Source organism: Paenibacillus oryzisoli, from assembly GCF_001653565.1.
Lineage (GTDB): Bacteria > Bacillota > Bacilli > Paenibacillales > NBRC-103111 > Paenibacillus_E > Paenibacillus_E oryzisoli.
On record NZ_LYPB01000085.1, the window covers coordinates 115657 to 133789 of the forward strand.

Consider the following 18133-nt stretch of genomic DNA (forward strand, 5'->3'; position numbering starts at 1 on the left):
TAGATGGATTTTCTACAGTTAATTCCCTCTACAAACCACCAATTCGCCATTTTAACTCAAATTAGATGTACTTTTTCCATTTAATTGCTAAATTTCTGTCTAAACGGCTAGATTAGCTGTACTTTTTACATCTATTTGAAAGCTAGCTACTCAATTGAGCACTACTTCTGCTTCTACTTCTACTTCTACTCCACCAACACTTCAACCAGCCAGGACTTCACACATTTAACGACCTTACTCTGCTTTCCGTTCATACCAGTACCCTGGGATACCACGTTCCAACCGCATTAAGGCTTCCAGATAGTAATAATCGCCCCAAATCATATAGTCATCCAAGCCGTTATTACCTCTCACATGATAGGAGCCGTGTTTCAGCAAGCCTTCCGCCTCTTCGCCAATCGTAGCATACTTGTTTACAAGGGAATGCATCGTGCGAACCACTCCCTGCTGGATCCAGCCTCGATCGCCATCTTCTTCCGGCAGGAGATCCAGCAGCTCCAGCATTCCGCAGGCGGTGATAGCCGATGCCGAGCTATCGCGACTTGTATTCGCTTCAATCGGCACGTTGAAATCCCAATAGGCAACATGATCTTCTGGCAGATGATCAAGGAAATAACGCAACAAACGCTTAGCCGTTTGTAGGAATACCGGATCATTCGTGTACCGGAAAGATAGGGAGAAGCCGTAGATGCCCCACGCTTGACCACGTGTCCACGTCGAGCCCACCGTATAGCCTTGGTGAGTACCACCACCGAGCGGCTCACCTGTCTCCGTATTGAAATAGAACGTATGATACGAAGAATCATCTCCACGTACCAGATACCTTCGGGACAATTCAGCTTGCTTGTAGGCGACTTCGGCATATTTCGGTAGACCTGTTATTTCTGAAGCCCAATACAGTAAAGGCAAATTCAGCAAGCAGTCTATAATGATACGTCCGCCATTCTTCTCATCGTTTTCTGGACCCCACGCTTGCAGGTAGCCACCTTGTTCCCGCCATCTGCCTACCAAATGATCCGCCGCTTGCAGCGCAAGCTCACGAGCACTCTCATCCTTCTCTACAATCCATCCCGCTAATGCGGATAGTCCATACAGGAAGCCGATATCATGGTGCTCTAAGCATATTTTCGCTTCCAGCCGCTTTTTGAAATCTGCTATGTGCCCCTCTGCTTGTTCTCGAAAAAATGAATCTCGACTGTACTCATAGCTAAGCCAAGCAAGCCCTGTATGAAACCCTTCGATCCAATCCTCATTCGCTGACCATTCATAGCGCTTCTCATTGGTGATATGTGGAAAAGTACCTGGATGCACCTCCAAGTTTTTGCGAATTTTGCCAATTGCATCTTCAATTGCCCCACGCCACATCGCTGTCACCCTCTCTATTTGCCCGTTTCATCTTCGTTATGTCAACCCTCAGGCCAATTCAAACTTATCATTCGTACGATCTAACCAGCTCTGCAATTCTTCTTCCAATGACATCAGTAGCTCGGTCTGCGGCGGGTCACTAAAGACAACTGGATTAAGCTGGTACGGATCCTTCTCATGTTCATAACATAAACGCTGCACTTCAGTGCCAGGTGCATACCCTTTATGCACGACATAGGTGTACTGACGTGTGCGAATTCCCCGCCAACCAAACATCCGATTGTCAAAACCAGCAGCAGCGAAAAGCTCCATCGCATCCTTCCTTCCTGGGAAGGCACAAATAAAAGCAGAAGTAACGTCCGTATGGCTTGTTCCTAGAAGATCGCCAGAAAGATCAAGTCCTTCTACTGTCGTAGGAACGGGGACTCCGATAAGGCCAAGCAGTGTAGGCATAATATCAACACTATTAAAAAGCAGATCCGTGCTGCCCGCTTCCATCGTACCTTGCCAGTTCATCAAGCAAGGAATCGCAATGGATTCCTCATGCCAAGAATGCTTCGCCATGAGGCCATGGGAACCCATTAGCTCACCATGATCCGATGTGAGTACGATCAGTGTATTTTCTGCAAGACCGAGTTCTTGTACTTCACGCCAAATCCGGCCGAACTGCTCATCCATGCCAGACACAGCAGCGAAATAATCACGGGTATATCGAAGCAGCGCTTCATCCCCGCTCTCAAAGGGCTCCCCTGTATGCGCAGCCAGCTGCTCCGACCTCACATTAGGTCGCAAGCTCAACTCCCGACCACGATAGAGTTCCTTGTAGCGTTCGGGTACCAGCTCGAAGGGGCTGTGCGGCGGATTCCATGAGACAAATAACGCAAATGGATCTTTCTGTTCTTTCCCTCGTGTCCGAATAAAGTCCAGTGCCACATCCGTCTCATGTTCCAATGACCATTGGTCAACCTGAATCATCTCCGGCGTGTCTTTCCAATAATGCGGCTCCAGGTGATGATCATACGCACCGTAGGAATACCAGAAATCAAAGCCGTGCCGTTTCGGTCCTGGCGGTGTATACGCATCCCATTCTCGGGCGCCAGATTCAGGCTCTGGACACGTATTCTGCTCCGGCAAGTCCAAATGCCATTTGCCGATATACCCCGTGTGATACCCCGATGCCTTCAACGCATCTCCGATACCTACCTCTTCCGGACTCAGCATAATATTTGCACCGATTTTACAGTTCGTATAGACACCGGTTGATTGCGGATATTTACCTGTCATAAGCGCTGCCCGGTGCGGCGAGCATAGAGGCGTGCAAGAGAGCGCATGGTTAAATACCAGACTCTCCTCTGCAAACTTGTCGATATTCGGTGTGAGAACTGAATCTTCTCCGGTAAACCCGACAGCCTGCTTACGCCATTGATCCGCAAAAATATAAATGATATTGGGCTTCATCTGGGACTCACCCTTTAACCGCGCCTGCGGAAATCCCTTCGACGAAATGGTCCTGCGCCATAAAGTAAATCAGAATCGTTGGAATAATGGCGCACACGGCTGCTGCCATCAACGGCCCATACTCCGTCGCATGCTCGGATTGGAAATGCTGCATGCCGAGCTGGAGTGTGAACAAGCTATCCGAATTCAAGTAGATTAAAGGCCCGAGGAAATCGTTCCACGCATGCATGAAGGTGAAAATCGTTAAACTGGCAATAGCCGGCCGAATTAATGGTAGAATGACCCGCGAATAGATACCGAACTCGCTCAGTCCGTCAATTCTTGCTGCTTCTGAGAGTTCCTCCGGAATGGCCATAAAGAACTGTCTGAACAGGAACACACCGAATGGGCTAAAAGCTCCTAATAGAATCAATGCCCAATGCGAATCAATAAGTCCGATTTTTTTCATCAGCATAAACTGTGGAATCATCATGACCTGATAAGGTACCATCATCGTCGCCACATATAAGAAGAACAATTTATCGCGTTCTGGGAATTTCACTTTAGCAAACGCATATGCCGCCGTGGAACATGTAATAATTTGCAGCAGCGTGGTCAGCACGGCGATTTTAATCGTATTCAAGTAATAGGTGAAGAAAGGAAGTTCTGTCCATACCTTGCTATAATTCGACCAGTAAAAGTGGCTCGGTATCCACTGAATGGGGAAGCTGAATATTTCTGCCTCGGATTTCACAGATGCGGAAAGCATCCAAAGAAAGGGAACAACCATAGACAAGGCAACCACGGTAACGACGAGATATAACACCGTTTTTCTAACTAATGAGCTAAGCTGCGGGCGCCTGGACAGTTTCATGGTTATTTGGCTTGATTCTAACTGCATACTCATGCTGGTTCCTCCTGTCTCTATCCCAAATAGCTTGTTAGGAATAGTTCACCCAACGCTTTTGTCCTCTAAATTGAATGAGAGTAATAATGAGAATAATCGTGAATAGTACATAGGCCATCGCTGATGCGTAACCGTATTCAAAGCGTTGGAAAGCTGTGTAATAGATGTCGTAAACCAACATATGCGTTGAACGACCTGGTCCTCCTTTGGTCAAGACGAACACAAGATCGAATACTTTGAAGGAATTAATAATCCCCATAATCACTGTGAAGAAAATAACAGGCGAGAGCATCGGCACCGTAATTTTGCGAAATTGCGCAATCTTCCCTGCACCATCAATTTCAGCTGCTTCATACAGATCTTTAGGAATTCCCTGTAAACCTGCTAGATAAAGTACCATGTAGTAACCGATGGAATGCCAGATACTAACGATAATGACGGAAACCAGAGCCCACTGCGTCGAAGCTAGCCACATCGGTGGATTATCAATTCCAATACTTCTAAGGATCCCGTTAATGGGCCCCATGGTCGGGTTATAAAGCAGCTGCCATACGACCGCTACAGCAATCGTTGCTGTAATGTGCGGCAGGAAAATCGCCGTTCGGAATATTTTAACGCCTCTCAACCCTTTATTGAGGGCGACTGCTGCCAAAATCGCAAGGAACAATGTCACTGGTACGGAAACAGCTGTCATAATTAGACTGTTAAGCAGGGAAATACGGAACGTTTCATCGCTCCATAAATTAATATAATTCGATAGTCCTGCCCATTTAATTTCCCCAAATCCATTCCATTCTGTGAAGCTCATGAGGAAGGAGGCACACACTGGCAAGCAAATGAAAATCAAAAATCCAAGTATATTGGGAAGCAAAAATGTATACCCTGTCAACCGATTACGTCGTAATGCTTTGCTTGTCACCTTCATATACCCCACTCCTATCGAAGCAATCGAGCCCCACCTTCATGCGGTGAAGCCCGACCGTTTCTGTTCTATGACTTATTTCTTGCCTGCTTTGTAATCCTTGGCATATTTATCTGCCCACTCCGAAGCAACACGCTGACCGATTTTTTGAATCGCTTGATCAACCGTTTGAGCCCCTGTTAATGCCATTTCGCCTTCTTGCTTGTAGACACTGTTCACTAGAATGTTTTTCACACCAGGCAGCAGCGGATATTCCGGATATTCTTTTTGTTCCACGAAATAATGGATGTTTTTAGGCTTCAAGCTGCCGTCGCCGATGTAAGTCTTACGAATATCATCGTTGATATACCCTGTGAGGAACCCTTTGGCTGCGAATTGCTTCGCGCCTTTCACGCCGGTCATGAATTGCACCACTTTGAATGCTTCTTCTTTGTGCTTGGAATTTTTATTAACCATCAATGATACCGGAGTTGCCAAGCTTGTGTTAGCAGCAACGCCATCTGGATGCGGAACCGGCACAACGTCCCAATCAAAGCTGATTTTCTTCTCTGTTTCTGCTTGTCTAAGCTGTGCCACATGCCAATCCCCGATAAGGTTCATCGCGATATTCCCTTTTTGGAAAGCTGCGTTGTAATGAGCGGACGTTGTAATTTGTTCAGCCCAACCCATGATAGAGCCATCCTTTTCCATGTCCATGCGGAATTGAAGTCCCTTCTTAAACACAGACAAGTCTTTATCAATGATGGAAGCGCCCGTTTGAACACCTTGCATATACCACGTTTGTGCCCATGGATGTACGAATGCGCCATACACTTTATTCGTGCCTTCGCCTTTCGTTATCTTCTTCGCCAAGTCACGGAAATCGTTCCAGGTCATATCCGCTTTCGGATAAGCAACACCGGCTTGGTCGAACAAGGTTTTGTTATAGAACAACATCCAGTTGGATTTCCGATACGGAAGTCCGTATACTTTGTCGTTGACTTTTAACGCATCGTATAACGGGCCAAATCCGGATACATCCACGTTCGCCTTTTTGACATAATCATCTAGGGGCTCTAGAATACCAGTATCCAAGAATACGTCCATCGTACCGCCGAACAAATCCATATTCTCACCCGAGGACAGCTGCATGCGAAGCTTCTCGTAATACTGTGCTTGAGGAATGGTTTCGAATTGCACCCCAATATTCGGGTTCTCTTTGCTAAATTCGGCATAAGCCGCTTTAAACGTTTCCAAATCATCCGGCAGTACAGTTGCTTTCAAATTGACTTGTGTCGCTTTGGCCTCTGGGGAAGTGGTACTTTTATCTCCCGTCGTTGTCCCAGCGGAACCGCATCCTGCCAGCAATCCCATTAACAATGTGCCGGTCACACCCAGCTTCAAACTTTTTTTCATTGGACACTCACCCTTTTTTTGATATGATTTGTTTGCGTTTTCTTAATTTGAATTATACTTAGATGCCATGGCCTCTGACAGATGAATGTTTTATTCCCCCCTTTTTTGGCGGAAGAGAAGGAAGTGATCCGATGCTGTTCGTTACGCTCGTCCTATTAATTTTCACCATTTTGTTCACGTATAAAAAGTTAAACCATGCGTCCACCCGCTTCATGTACGGCATTATTATCGGCTGGGTGCTTTCCTTTGTAGCCTTTACTTTGTATCTGAGTAAATTCAATTACTATTTTAATGTGATACACAGCTTCTTTGATTTCAGCCCTGGCACATGGAATTACTTGGTTCTCACCAAGTTTAATCCTAATTGGCTCATTCGCATGTTGAACGTCGGCGTAGGGCTATTTTACTGCTCGCTTCTTGGCTTTGCTATTGCCTTTACCCGTAGTCTTAGCCCCTCAAAACAGCGGTTTGTATATGGTGGCATTTCGCTCTTTTTTATTATCGAGACGGCTTATTATGATCCTGCCTTTCATATTGCACTCAGTCATTGGATCGACAGTCTGCTATTCTTGAACGCGATCGAAATTATCTTAACGAGCCTCCGCTACCTCATACTTTTTGTTGCTTTTGGCGTGCTCATCAACTATTATTTGAATTATCCGAAAATTAGGTTTATCAAAAATTTGACCCTGTATCATATTCTGCTCTTTATTCCGCTCGTCGTCATCCATATCTTTATTTTCTCATGGGCCCCGAAAGTATTGGTCAAGGAAACGTATTTGAAAGGCTATTTCAACTATCTACAGCCACCTCTTGGCTATCAGTCCATCTTACTTCCTGTGTTTCCATTTGCCATTTATTTAACACTCATCTTGATGATTTATTTGGTATACAAATTTAATGCCATTGAGAATTACCGCAAGAATCGCGACATCCAAATCAATAAAAGCATCGACACGGCCACGCTAGGCACGCGCGCTTTCACACATGCGCTCAAAAATCATTTGATCGGCATTCAGTCCGAAGCGGCCTATCTCAAAGAGCGCCATGAAGCGGATAGCGAGTCGGTATACAGTCTTGATCTCATCTTGCAATCGTCGCAGTCAGCCCTCACCAGTATTAACGATGCCGCCGATAAATTAAAAAATATGAATCTAAATCTCCAGCCGATGTCCATTGATCTTCCGGTAGAACAGGCTATTGCTCGGTTAAACGAACAAGCTATTAGCTGCTCAATCGACTATTCGCCAGACGCTCTGCCCGCTACAAGCTATATTGATTCCGGTCATTTGACCGAAGCCATCTATAACCTGCTCCTTAATGCCAGTGAATCCCTGCAATTCCGCGATGACGGCCGAATTGTTGTTGAGCGGAGCCAACAGAATGGCTGGGCGCTCATTCGTATTGCCGATAACGGTCCTGGCGTTCCCGAGGAGCATCTGGAGGCTATTTTCGATCCTTTTTTCACCACGAAAGCTTCTGTAAATAACTGGGGAATCGGCTTATCCTACTGCCACAAAATCATCCTAGGCCACGATGGCAAAATTGTCGTAGAAAGCAAGAAAGATGTTGGAACGACATTTACGGTGTTCCTGCCCATGATTTAAATAGTCGGACAGCCTTACGAAAGGGGATCCCTCATAATGACACAACAACCTATCCGTATTCTCATCGCCGATGACATGGAAGCCCACCTCAGAAGGCTGGAAAGGACTTTCGCCAAACATGATGATTTCGCCTGTGTGGCGCGAGCTTCATCGGGACATGATGCCGTTATTCAAGCAGACCTTCACCAGCCGGACGTGATTCTCATGGACATCGAAATGGAATCTCAATTTGCAGGTATTCAAGCGGCCAAAGCCATTAACGAGAAATACCCTCATATGAAAGTTATCGTACTCACGGTGCACAAGGATGAGAACTTCATCTTCGCAGCTTTCCAGACAGGCATCACGGACTATTTGCTCAAAAATGCTGCTGACGTTGAAATTATGGAAGCCGTGCGCTCCGCCTATATGAATGCATCGCCAATCCGCCCCATGATCGCCGAGAAGATACGCGAAGAATTTGCACGCGTGAAGCGAGCGGAGAGCTCTCTGCTGAATATTATTCAAATCATATCGGAGCTTACGCCAAGCGAATTACAGGTCTTAAGGCTGCTGTGCGAAGGAAAGAAACGGAAGCAAATTGCCGAGGAACGGTGCGTCGAGTATGAAACGATCAAGAAGCAGATCAACTCCATTCTCAAGAAATTTCAAATGGCCGATTCCGCGATGGTGATTCAAACGATCAACGATTTGCGCATTTTTGAGGTTATGAAGAAGCTGTAGGTGAATGGAGCGGCTTGAGGCTCTCTATGAGAGTAAGGGGCTGACAATCGATTATCGATTGTGTCGGATGTTGTATTACATGGAAAATGTACATCTATTTCCTAAGATTTCCCTCAAAAAATCGATTTAGATGGAAAATATGTCGTTAATCCCATCCATATGGTTCAAATAGGAAAATATAGTTACAATTAACTGTACTTTTTCCATCTATCTTATGTTTTCTCAGAAAATGGGGAGATTTACCTGTATAAAATCCATCTATTTGCAGGGAGCATAGGAGTTCGTTACATCGTATAGAAAAAGAAGACCTAATAGCTAGGTCTTCTTTCATGTCTCACTTAATTCCCCCAAATCGAGTTCAAATACGTATCCGTTGGCATTGGGGGCATGGTCGGATTGGTTGCGGACAGTGTCGTATCAACTGTCCATGCTCCACTGGACGGCTGCTGAGAAGCCTGGTAAACGTAGCTGGTTTTCGTGTTGGTTACCGATGTCCAAGATGCCGAGCCCATCCCACCGATGATGACCGAATCTAGCGCAACAAAGTTCGTGCCATTGCCATTAAACGCCGCTGTTCCAGCTTCCGTAGATCCTCCGGCAAGGAATGGATAACGGCTTCGAGCTACGCTCCCCGCTGCAAGATAGCTATGCTCTAGGATTAATCCGTTTAAACTGCCTGTTTGAATCGAACAATTGTTGCTGGAGAAGATGGCAGAATCGCGGATTGTCATATTCGAATATGCGCCCGAACCAGCGAATTGCATCGTATCCGTATGCGGTTTCGGTGTGGTAGCTGGATTGAAGAAATGCGGCGCAAGATAGATGCCGTCAAAACGCCAACCGTCAATCGGGCCCGACGATACGGAATAAAAGTCAGAAGCATCACCGTCGACGACTTGCGAATCCGGCATGACAACCTCGGTGAATTCTACCATAGATGTTGTCTGATTTGCGATTCCGTAACCTGCCAGCCAACGAGTCACTTTGCTCCAAGCCAAGGCTGAGCGGTCGCAGCCTTCGAGCTTAATTTGATCAGCGATGAGTCCAGCGAAGGCTACACTACGTACATTTTTGATCAAAGCGCCTCCGCTAATAACCACCGTACCGTAACCATCACGAGGAGCTACTGTAATACGCTTCGTCCACGATGAAGAGCCTAGATTCTGCAACACTGGCGTATTTCCTGAACCTGCCCCGTTACCCGTCAATGTGCCGGGAGCAATTCGAATCAGCACGCCTGCTGCTGCTTGTTCAGGCGTCACTGCCGCGATCGCTGTGCTTATCGCTGTCCAGGAGCTGCTTACGTCAATAATGTTAGCAACAGTGGTGTCGTACATAAATGGCGTTGGAATCAGCGATGGCCAGTGCGTACCGTTCGGTCCAAAAGAGGCATCGCGCTCCGGCTCCTCGCCTGGGTCTGGACCCGGATCTGTCGTTCCCGAAGATGCATAAACCTCTAATTCATAGATGGAATAGCCATACGTCGTCGCAGGGGTAATCCCCTGTACACGCACATATCTGGCAGTTGCTGCAGCTGCAAGAGTAATAGCGTCAACGCCACCATCACCGCTCGTCGTTGAAAACACATCTGTCCAGGTGGAAGCGTTGCTGGACGTCTGAATCTTGTATGCCGTTGCATAGGCGACACCCCACTTGATCGTTACGCTGCCTACACTTTGCGCTGACCCTAGATCTACATACATCCACTCGCTGCTTGTATAGTTGGAGCCCCAGCGGGTAGTGGTGCTATCACCATCCGTAGCTTTGTTGGCAGCTAAGGCACTATTCTTCACCGAACTCGCGACAGCGGTTTTGCCTAGAGCCAAATTAGTAGACGCGTATGCAGGTGTTTCCCACCCTGGAAGTAAACAAGCGAGCGTAAACAGAACAACCAGACACATAGCGAACATGGACATATTCTTCTTCATCATGTCATCTCCTCGTACGCCGTCCTTCTCGAACTAGCGTGTTCTATCAAAGTGACTGCCAACGTTCTGCTGCCGGCAGTCAGTCGATCTCGCTTCCCGCCGCTTCGCTACCTTCAGTGCTTCGTTACTTTGACAATCATCGTATTACTTGAGGTGGCACCCGCATAATTCACAAGCTCACCACGATACGCATACGTCCCTATTTCTTTGTTCGTTATAATGAACGAAGCGAATTGGGCACTTGGTGTATTCACAGTCAATCCTTGTGAATGAATGAGTGTGCCATTTTCATACAGATTATAGGTCGTACCATTGGTTCCCCACCACATGTTCATGTTAACGTTGAAGTTTCCGTCACCATCCCAATTATCGCTAGCAAGAACTGGTTTTGCAGGCGCTGCATGTTGAACAGTAACCGTTAGATCTCTGCTTCTGCTCGTTCCGAATGTATTCGTAAGCTCAGCGTAGTACTTGTATGTCCCATTTGGTTTATTGGTAATGAAAGTTGCTGTAGATTGCGCATTAGGCGATTGGTCCATAAGAATCTGTGTATCAATTAACACATCATTCTCATAGAGCTTGTAACGTGTGCCATTATCGCCATACCACATATGCATGGTAACTTTATAATTACCATCCAACAGACCCGTATCCTGCCCATTGTCATCTGAAAGTACGACTGTACCAGGTTTAGCAACGGCTAGGTCATCAGGTACTGGAATCACATTCCGCGCAGGAATCAGTGACGGCTGACTAATTACATTCTCCCAAAGTTCCTTCAGCCAATAGTAACCAACATTAGCATCGGCAGTGAATGCATCCCGAATGCCAAGGGACTTGCCTTTCGCATATCCGGAATACCCATTTACCGCTTTATAAATTAGATCTGTAGAGCCAATTGCATATCGGGATTGGATCGATGCAAGATCCTCCGGAGAACCCGATGTCGCAACACCGTAATAATAGGCCTCCAGCAAACTAAGAATGCTGTTATTCCACCCCCTTGTCACATAATCGAGGTCGCTTCGTATGCCATTCGCATCCACCGAGTCGAATTCCTGCGCCATTCCTATTATGCCAACATTAGGCAATCCTTCCGGATTGTTTACAAAAGCCCGCAGCGTATCGTTGCTGTATAACTGTGCTTTCACTGTTTTGTTATACATAATTAGCGCGCGGTCTTTCATCCATTCGAACGGCTGATCCAGCGTATGGCCTCTGAACGTAAATTCATTCTTCACAGCAGCCTCGAGCGCGGCCTTGCCTGTTTGACGGAAGGTCCAAGCTATGCTGGAAAGCCCAGCTGCCTGAAGCTTGCTCATAAAGCTGTCATAGTCAAAACTAAGCAGGAATTCATTTGCCTTAGCGGCTCCGCCTAAATAGCGGACTGTCGCTAGCGCACTCGCAATAGCGCCTTCCACATAATTGGGATTCCAACCCTTGTTGAAATTGCCCAACTGATCGATCCCCGTCGAGAAATTGTTGTCATCGTCATGGCCCCAATGTGCCGCTACGAGATGCGCTTGCATAATGAGCGTGATCTTGTCTTTCTCCTCCGGTGTCAATAGATCCCAGACTGCAGGAATCGTCGAAGCGAGATCCAGAGCTTGAATTGCCAGTGAAGTTGACGAGGTATCCAGTGAACCAGATGCGCCAGGCTCCCGCTTGCTTCCTGGTACCAGCATATTGCGAATATGTGCCAGAATCCGTTCTTTAATCATCGTACCGTCGCTGCCCTTATACGCAGGGTTATACAAAGCGGCTGTCATCAAATACATAAGCGCAGTACCGCTTCGCAGACTGTGCGACGTCCACTCGAGACTTAGCTGATATTGCAGCAAGGGCTCGCGAAGCGCGCTATCGATCAGGCTGTGACTGAACGGGAACGGATGCAGATCCTGCGCTAGGGTCGTCGCAATTACAGTCGCGCTTGGTGCTGACACTTTATTGGACATGTCCGTTGCTGTCACGTAATAGCTGTGTGCGGACAGCCGTGTCAGTCCCTCATCTACATAGGCAGTGAGATTGGTTGTGCCTAACAGCTCGCCATCGCGATAGACGCTATATAGCTTAATGCCGGAATCGTCCATGGAAGCCGTCCAAGCTAATCGAATAGCTTTCGAAGATTGTGCCCCCGCTGTAAATTGACCTGGTGCAACAGGCGACAACAGATCGATCATTTCTGTTCCGTATACGTTCATTTCGGAAAGCGTGACTCGATCATTCGCACTGGCAAAACCTACTTGGCCGTTGACATACTGCGTCTCTTCTGCCTCCCCGATATAGTCGCCATCCAGATACACACGGATGATCGAGCCTAGCCGGTCAATCCGCAAATCCTGCGCTGTGCCAGGCTTCAATAGGCCAAGCTCAAAATCCCTGAGTTGAACTAGCGAATTGTTCACCACACGGAAGATCCCATTCGTCGCGTCGTCATTGCTTTTGTTCAGGGAGACAAAGCAGTAGTTCTTCTCATCGATATAGTTGAACACGACAGCTAGATCATCCCAATCGCTTCGCGGTGCAACCATCACCTTACCGGTCCAGACAAAATCGCCTAGAAACGGCGTCTGATGAACAATCACATTGCGAAGTGGATCAGACCCTGCGCTCGCATAGGTCGTTAATGCGAGATTGCCGCTTGGCGTCTCCCACACGCTTTTGCCGTCGGAATTCACTGCAACAGTCCAAGCAGCCAGATCAAATGCGCCGCTCGCAATCGACGTTACCTGCGGCAGTGCCGACGGACGCAGTTCCATTAATACCGCTAACTCTGGACCTGGTGTCCAGTTCCCTTCGCTATCCCCAGCTTCGATGCGGAAGTGATACATTGTCGAAGGTGTTAATCCTGTGAGTTGAAGGGACATCGTATCACTGCTTAGAGTACGAATAATGTTCTCACCGTCAAACAATCGATAGCCAGTAATATCTTCATTATCCAACGCTTGAGGCCAAGCCAGCATAGTCTTCGTCTTGGACGTACCGGTTGCCGTCAGACTGCTGCCGGCCGGCCAGATAGGGGGATTCACGCCAGAAGGCGGACGAACGTCCACATAGAAAACGGTAGTTTGATCCTCAACAGTTACCGTAATCGGCTGCGCTGCCCCTGGTGTGCTGCTATCAAAGCCACTCACTGAGTAAGCGGTTAATGGCGTCACCGAGCCATCCTCATAATGACCATTGACGATTAGACCCGTCAGATCCAGCTTATCACCTGGGTAATAGACAGCCTTGCTTGGCGGATTAACGACTTCGATAGAGGTCAGAGGCGTTTGAGTCGTCCTTAGAACGAGTCGAGGTTCTCTTCCCACGCCTGCCGCATTCTGCTCCTTGGAGGCAAAAGTGATCTGCTGGCCGTGCACCTGTCCTAAGAGGGCAAAGGATAAGGCTTCATCCTGCCAATGGGACTTCACATAGTCGGTCACATCGAATTCATAGAATTTGGCTGCCGGTCCTATCGTGACGATGGCCAGTGGATCTAATACATTGGCAGGCGCATTATTCCAAGTAATGCCCAGCTCCTGCCAGGAATTATCATTGACCGGGTAGACACCTACACCTCCGGTTGTTCCGGTAGTATCTGTTCGATACACCTGGAGCGTGACGCTGACAACCTTCTGAGGATCGCGAATACCCAGGTCTGCCATCGAGAATCTCGTATAGATTTTGCGGTTTGTATTGCTGTTGTTATCCCTCTTCAGAACAAGTACATCCCAACTCCCGTAGTTGGTGTCCGCCCTTGAGTTCAGCGTATACGCATCAGCTGATGGCTTCACCGCCACTTCCTTGTACGCGCTTTCATTAACACTTGCAGTGGTACTCTGATTGGTATCGCCTTCGCCTGCAGCATATGCCAAGGCCCCACCCCCTGGTGAAAGCAACCCAAGAAGCATCGCCCATACAAGACATAATGCAATCATCCGTCTCATCCTTATTTCCCCCCCAATGCTCTTAATTAGTGGCTTTCACCATGCAGCCGAGCTGGCGAAAAACGACCAGCCCGGAAACACGATGTTAATCAACCTTTTTTATAGCGAACATAAGCCTCATTCTTAATCTTCAACACTTCGTCAATTCCCAATGTTTTCAGTTGTTTGACGAAATCGTCGTATTTGGCTTCAACGGACTCCGCCCCTAACAGCCACTTCTGTCCAGTCTCGACACGGTACGTTTCAATCTGACCTTCTAACTCTTTCAGGCGCTCTTGCTCTTTCACTGTAAAGTTCAAGTTCGGCACGCTGACTTTCTTAATATATTTCGCGTTATACTCATCGACGGAAGCCAACACACCTTCTGGTGTAAACTGCTTTTCATAATCAAAATTCTGATAGAAGCCGATTTCTTGCTGTGCGCCCATCTTCTGCAGGTTAAGCAGCACGTTGCCAGTATCTAGCAGCGACTTCTTGAACACCGCTTTACCGCTCACCATGTCATACGTTTGACCTTCCAAACCATAGTTCGCAAGTCGACGTCCTTCGTCGCTAAACCAGAAATCCATGTATTTGATTGTTTCGACTTGATTCTTGTTGGAGCTAGCAATTCCCCAGCCAGATGGACTCACCGTTGCACGGTAATCAAACCAAGAGACATCCCCGGAAATACTGGCCACAGGCGGAATTGGCGTCAAATTCACATTGGGCACTTTATCTTTGGCTTTCACATTGTAGCCATACGTACTTGCAAACCAGTCATGCGTGGAGCCGCCGAGATTATCCGATAGCATAACCAGCCTAGTGTCGCCTTTGCGGGTGAAAATTTCTTTGTCGATCAGCCCTTCCCCATACCACTTGGCTAAGTTCGTCATCCCCGTTTTGTAGGTAGGATTAATCGGATCGTAGACAACGGTATCTGTTTTGGGGTCTACTTTGTAGCCCGTACCGGCATCCCATAGGTTAAGCAGCGAGTACACACCGAAGGATTGACGGTTAAAATAAGGAATCTCATCCTTCTTGCCGTTTCCATTCGGATCATTATCCCGGAAAGCCTTTAATACACTGTAGTACTCATCCGCCGTAGTCGGCTTCTTGAGCCCCAGTTTATCGAGCCAATCCTGGCGAATGAACCAGCCTGTGGAGGCCGCTCCGTCTGGGACAAAGGAGACATAATAAATTTTGCCATCAGCGGAGGTCAAAAATTTGCGTACGTCAGGTCGGCCATCCAAAAACTTCTTAATGTTAGGCGCATTTTTATCAATTAAATCGTTAAGTGCAACGAGGCCTCCCTCGCCGCCAAGCTTGTTGGCATCTTCTTTCTTGCCGAAATGAATAATATCGGATAAAGTACCTGACGCCAGCATCAAATTGTAGGCTTCTGCGCTGTTAGTCAGAGTTTTGGAAGCGGTACCTTTTAAGGACACATTGGTGAGCTCTGCCGCCTTCTTGAAGACTGGCCACTCGTCATTAAATACCTTATCCCCGCCACCGCCATTCCCGTAGTGCATATGAATGCTTAAGGTAATCGGTTTAGAGCTGGCTAACGAGGATTGCGGACTTGCTGGTGCAGCCGAAGCGGATTGCGGTGATGCCTGCGCAGAAGGAGAAGCTTGTGTCTGTTCCTTGTCTGATGAGCAACCCGTGATCACACTGACGGATAGTGCAGCTGCAGCTGCGGCAGTCTTCCATGCTTTGCGTTTCATTGACATGCAACCTCCCTAGGTATGTACAAAATGATAAATTCATCTTCTCTACGATTAGTGCCTTTCGAGGAGGCACCACCTCCCTTTCTGTATCTGCGTTACCCCTTGACGGAGCCCACCATAGCGCCGGCGGTGAAATATTTTTGAATAAAAGGGTATACCACAATAACTGGAATAATCGCGATAACAATCGTTGCGTAAATAACGGTCTCCTGAGAGAACAGCACGGTTGAATCGGTCGTAGCCATCATGCCTTCCGTAGGATTCATAGAGACGACTAGCCTGCGTAAAAGAACTTGCAACGGAATCTTGCTCTCATCTTGAATCAGCACCATGGCCCAGAAGTAAGAATTCCAGGTGCCCACTGCATAGAATAGTGAAATGGTGGCTAGCGCAGGCTTGGATACCGGCAAATAGATGCGGGTCAAGATTTGAAAGTCTGACGCGCCGTCCACCTTAGCAGCTTCTTCCATCTCTTCTGGTACGGACTGGAAGTGCGTTCGCAGCAAGATGACCAGAAATGTCGTAACCGCAAAGGGAATTAATAATGCCCATCTAGTGTTCAATATACCAAGCTCTTTGATGGTCAAGTAGAAGGGAATCATACCTGCATTGAATAACATGGTAAAGGCGATAAAGAAACTAATCGGCGTCCTGCCCATGAATCTTTTCTTGGATAACGGATATGCACCCATAATGGTAAAGACCATCTGCAGACAAGTTGCGTCAATTGTATAGAACACCGTATTCCCATATGCCCGCCAAATACCCGACTCTGTCAAAACTTGCCGGAAAGCCTGCAGCGTCCATTCTTTGGGAAATAGCACGACATCTCCAGATAGAACGGCTTCTGATGAGCTTAAGGAGGCTGAGATGACATACAGAAATGGATACAAGGTAGCAGCAGCCAATAAGGCTAGAAAGGTATAATTGCACCATGTAAAAATCTTTTCTCCAGTTGTCAGGAATTTCATAGGTCATCTCCTACCATAAACCGCTTTCGGTGTATTTTTTGCTTAATTTGTTCGCACAGATAACCAACACAAGACCGACAACCGAATTGAACAAGCCTACCGCTGTGCCAATATCATAACGGCCATCTTGCAATCCCGTCCGATACACATACGTACTGATTACATCGGATACCTCATACGTCGAGGGTTGATACAATAAAATGATAGCCTCATAGCCGACATCCAACAGATTGCCGATTTTGAGAATCAGCATAATCATTATTGTAGGCATAATTCCTGGCAAGGTTACGTGCAGCACCCGCTTCCATTTATTGGCCCCGTCAATGACAGCGGCTTCATGAAGTTCAGGATGAATAGCAGAGAGTGCTGCAATGAAAATGATGGATCCGAACCCGACTTCCCGCCATATATTCATGGAGATGAAGATGGTCCGAAAATATTCCGGGACCACCAGAAAGTACAGCTTTTCCAATCCTAGCTTCGCTAGCAGCAGGTTGATAATCCCATTTGTCGGAGATAAAAAATTAGTAACGAACCCCGCTACGATGACTATGGAAATAAAATGCGGTAAATAGGTGAGCGTCTGTACGGTACGTTTGAACAGCATGCTCTTCACTTCATTCAGCAGCAAAGCCAAGATAATGGGCGCCGGAAAAGCGAATATCAAGCTGTACATGCTAATCAAGATCGTGTTTTTCAACGTTCTTAAGAAGTAGGGACCTTTGAAGAAAGTTACAAAATTATCAAAACCTACCCAAGGACTTCCAGATAGTCCCTTGTATATACTGTATTTTTTGAAAGCCATTTGCAACCCCAACATCGGATAATACTGAAAGACAAGGTACCAAGCGATAAAAGGAACAATAAGTAAATAAAGAAAGCGGTCTCTTTTTAAATTGCGTAAAATCATGTGCCCTGTACTCGCCCTCGCATATGCGCCTGGTTCCCCTATTGCCGTTTTCATACTCATGGACACTTCCACTCCTTCTCTTTCTCGTGCTGCTTGGTTCTCACGGTTGAAGTGTAGCATCGGCTTCCATAATCCGTAAATCCTTATTATTTTACTTATATCGATAATTTTGATAGGTGTGCAATCATGATTATTTTGATGGTATCGACCGCATCGGAAGCGCTTTCATACGTTTAAGAATAACGTGTTTTTCTAGAGTAAAGGGCTGAAATATTTCAGCCCCTCCTCATCAAACCGTACGTGAGGTTTTCCCTCATACGGCTTTCCGAT

At 47.0% G+C, this 18133-nt stretch carries 12 protein-coding genes; 2 read left to right on the forward strand and 10 right to left on the reverse strand.

The annotated features are described in order from the left end of the window. Positions 1–234 precede the first annotated feature (234 nt). The 5 genes from A8708_RS26665 to A8708_RS26685 form a co-directional block, all read right to left on the reverse strand. Positions 235–1365 carry a glycoside hydrolase family 88 protein gene (locus A8708_RS26665; RefSeq protein WP_068668682.1) on the reverse strand — a complete coding sequence of 377 codons (1131 nt, stop codon included), beginning with the start codon at positions 1363–1365 and terminating at the stop codon, positions 235–237. 48 nt (positions 1366–1413) lie between these two features. Continuing rightward, a complete protein-coding gene (locus A8708_RS26670; RefSeq protein ID WP_068668683.1) occupies positions 1414–2823 on the reverse strand; it encodes a sulfatase family protein in 1410 nt (469 codons plus the stop codon). Positions 2824–2830: 7 nt separating this feature from the next. Then, positions 2831–3709 carry a carbohydrate ABC transporter permease gene (locus tag A8708_RS26675; protein ID WP_082927826.1) on the reverse strand — a complete coding sequence of 293 codons (879 nt, stop codon included), beginning with the start codon at positions 3707–3709 and terminating at the stop codon, positions 2831–2833. Between the two features lie 34 nt (positions 3710–3743). Then, on the reverse strand, positions 3744–4634 hold the full coding sequence (locus A8708_RS26680; protein ID WP_068668685.1) for a carbohydrate ABC transporter permease: 891 nt from the start codon (positions 4632–4634) through the stop codon (positions 3744–3746). Between the two features lie 72 nt (positions 4635–4706). Then, entirely contained in the window at positions 4707–6026 is a 1320-nt protein-coding gene (locus A8708_RS26685) for an ABC transporter substrate-binding protein (RefSeq protein WP_239696862.1), read from the reverse strand. A gap of 131 nt (positions 6027–6157) precedes the next feature. Between A8708_RS26685 and A8708_RS26690 the strand changes: the two genes are divergently transcribed. Both A8708_RS26690 and A8708_RS26695 read left to right on the forward strand, forming a co-directional pair. Further along, positions 6158–7633 (forward strand): sensor histidine kinase, encoded by a 1476-nt coding sequence (locus tag A8708_RS26690; RefSeq protein ID WP_068668686.1) that lies wholly within the window; start codon positions 6158–6160, stop codon positions 7631–7633. A 36-nt stretch (positions 7634–7669) separates the two neighbouring features. After that, a complete protein-coding gene (locus A8708_RS26695; RefSeq protein ID WP_068668687.1) occupies positions 7670–8356 on the forward strand; it encodes a response regulator transcription factor in 687 nt (228 codons plus the stop codon). Between the two features lie 338 nt (positions 8357–8694). Here A8708_RS26695 and A8708_RS26700 read toward each other — a convergent pair whose 3' ends face one another. From A8708_RS26700 to A8708_RS26720, 5 genes are all read right to left on the reverse strand, one after another. Beyond that, positions 8695–10284, reverse strand: coding sequence for a discoidin domain-containing protein (locus tag A8708_RS26700; RefSeq protein WP_068668688.1), 1590 nt, complete (start codon positions 10282–10284; stop codon positions 8695–8697). A gap of 113 nt (positions 10285–10397) precedes the next feature. Further along, on the reverse strand, positions 10398–14213 hold the full coding sequence (locus A8708_RS26705) for a CBM96 family carbohydrate-binding protein (RefSeq protein ID WP_068668689.1): 3816 nt from the start codon (positions 14211–14213) through the stop codon (positions 10398–10400). An 89-nt stretch (positions 14214–14302) separates the two neighbouring features. Then, positions 14303–15919 (reverse strand): type 2 periplasmic-binding domain-containing protein, encoded by a 1617-nt coding sequence (locus A8708_RS26710; RefSeq protein ID WP_068668690.1) that lies wholly within the window; start codon positions 15917–15919, stop codon positions 14303–14305. A gap of 98 nt (positions 15920–16017) precedes the next feature. After that, positions 16018–16893, reverse strand: a complete 876-nt coding sequence (locus tag A8708_RS26715) for a carbohydrate ABC transporter permease (protein WP_068668691.1) — start codon at positions 16891–16893, stop codon at positions 16018–16020. A gap of 10 nt (positions 16894–16903) precedes the next feature. Further along, entirely contained in the window at positions 16904–17863 is a 960-nt protein-coding gene (locus tag A8708_RS26720; RefSeq protein ID WP_082927829.1) for an ABC transporter permease, read from the reverse strand. Positions 17864–18133: the final 270 nt, after the last annotated feature.

Excerpts from the sequence above, each read along its gene's own strand:
- A8708_RS26700 (WP_068668688.1), bottom strand. The coding sequence starts at position 10,284 with ATGAAGAAGAATATGTCCATGTTCGCTATGTGTCTGGTTGTTCTGTTT.
- A8708_RS26720 (WP_082927829.1), bottom strand. The coding sequence starts at position 17,863 with ATGAGTATGAAAACGGCAATAGGGGAACCAGGCGCATATGCGAGGGCG.
- A8708_RS26715 (WP_068668691.1), bottom strand. The coding sequence starts at position 16,893 with ATGAAATTCCTGACAACTGGAGAAAAGATTTTTACATGGTGCAATTAT.
- A8708_RS26710 (WP_068668690.1), bottom strand. The coding sequence starts at position 15,919 with ATGAAACGCAAAGCATGGAAGACTGCCGCAGCTGCAGCTGCACTATCC.
- A8708_RS26705 (WP_068668689.1), bottom strand. The coding sequence starts at position 14,213 with ATGAGACGGATGATTGCATTATGTCTTGTATGGGCGATGCTTCTTGGG.
- A8708_RS26675 (WP_082927826.1), bottom strand. The coding sequence starts at position 3,709 with ATGAGTATGCAGTTAGAATCAAGCCAAATAACCATGAAACTGTCCAGG.
- A8708_RS26685 (WP_239696862.1), bottom strand. The coding sequence starts at position 6,026 with ATGAAAAAAAGTTTGAAGCTGGGTGTGACCGGCACATTGTTAATGGGA.
- A8708_RS26680 (WP_068668685.1), bottom strand. The coding sequence starts at position 4,634 with ATGAAGGTGACAAGCAAAGCATTACGACGTAATCGGTTGACAGGGTAT.
- A8708_RS26665 (WP_068668682.1), bottom strand. The coding sequence starts at position 1,365 with ATGTGGCGTGGGGCAATTGAAGATGCAATTGGCAAAATTCGCAAAAAC.
- A8708_RS26690 (WP_068668686.1), top strand. The coding sequence starts at position 6,158 with ATGCTGTTCGTTACGCTCGTCCTATTAATTTTCACCATTTTGTTCACG.
- A8708_RS26670 (WP_068668683.1), bottom strand. The coding sequence starts at position 2,823 with ATGAAGCCCAATATCATTTATATTTTTGCGGATCAATGGCGTAAGCAG.
- A8708_RS26695 (WP_068668687.1), top strand. The coding sequence starts at position 7,670 with ATGACACAACAACCTATCCGTATTCTCATCGCCGATGACATGGAAGCC.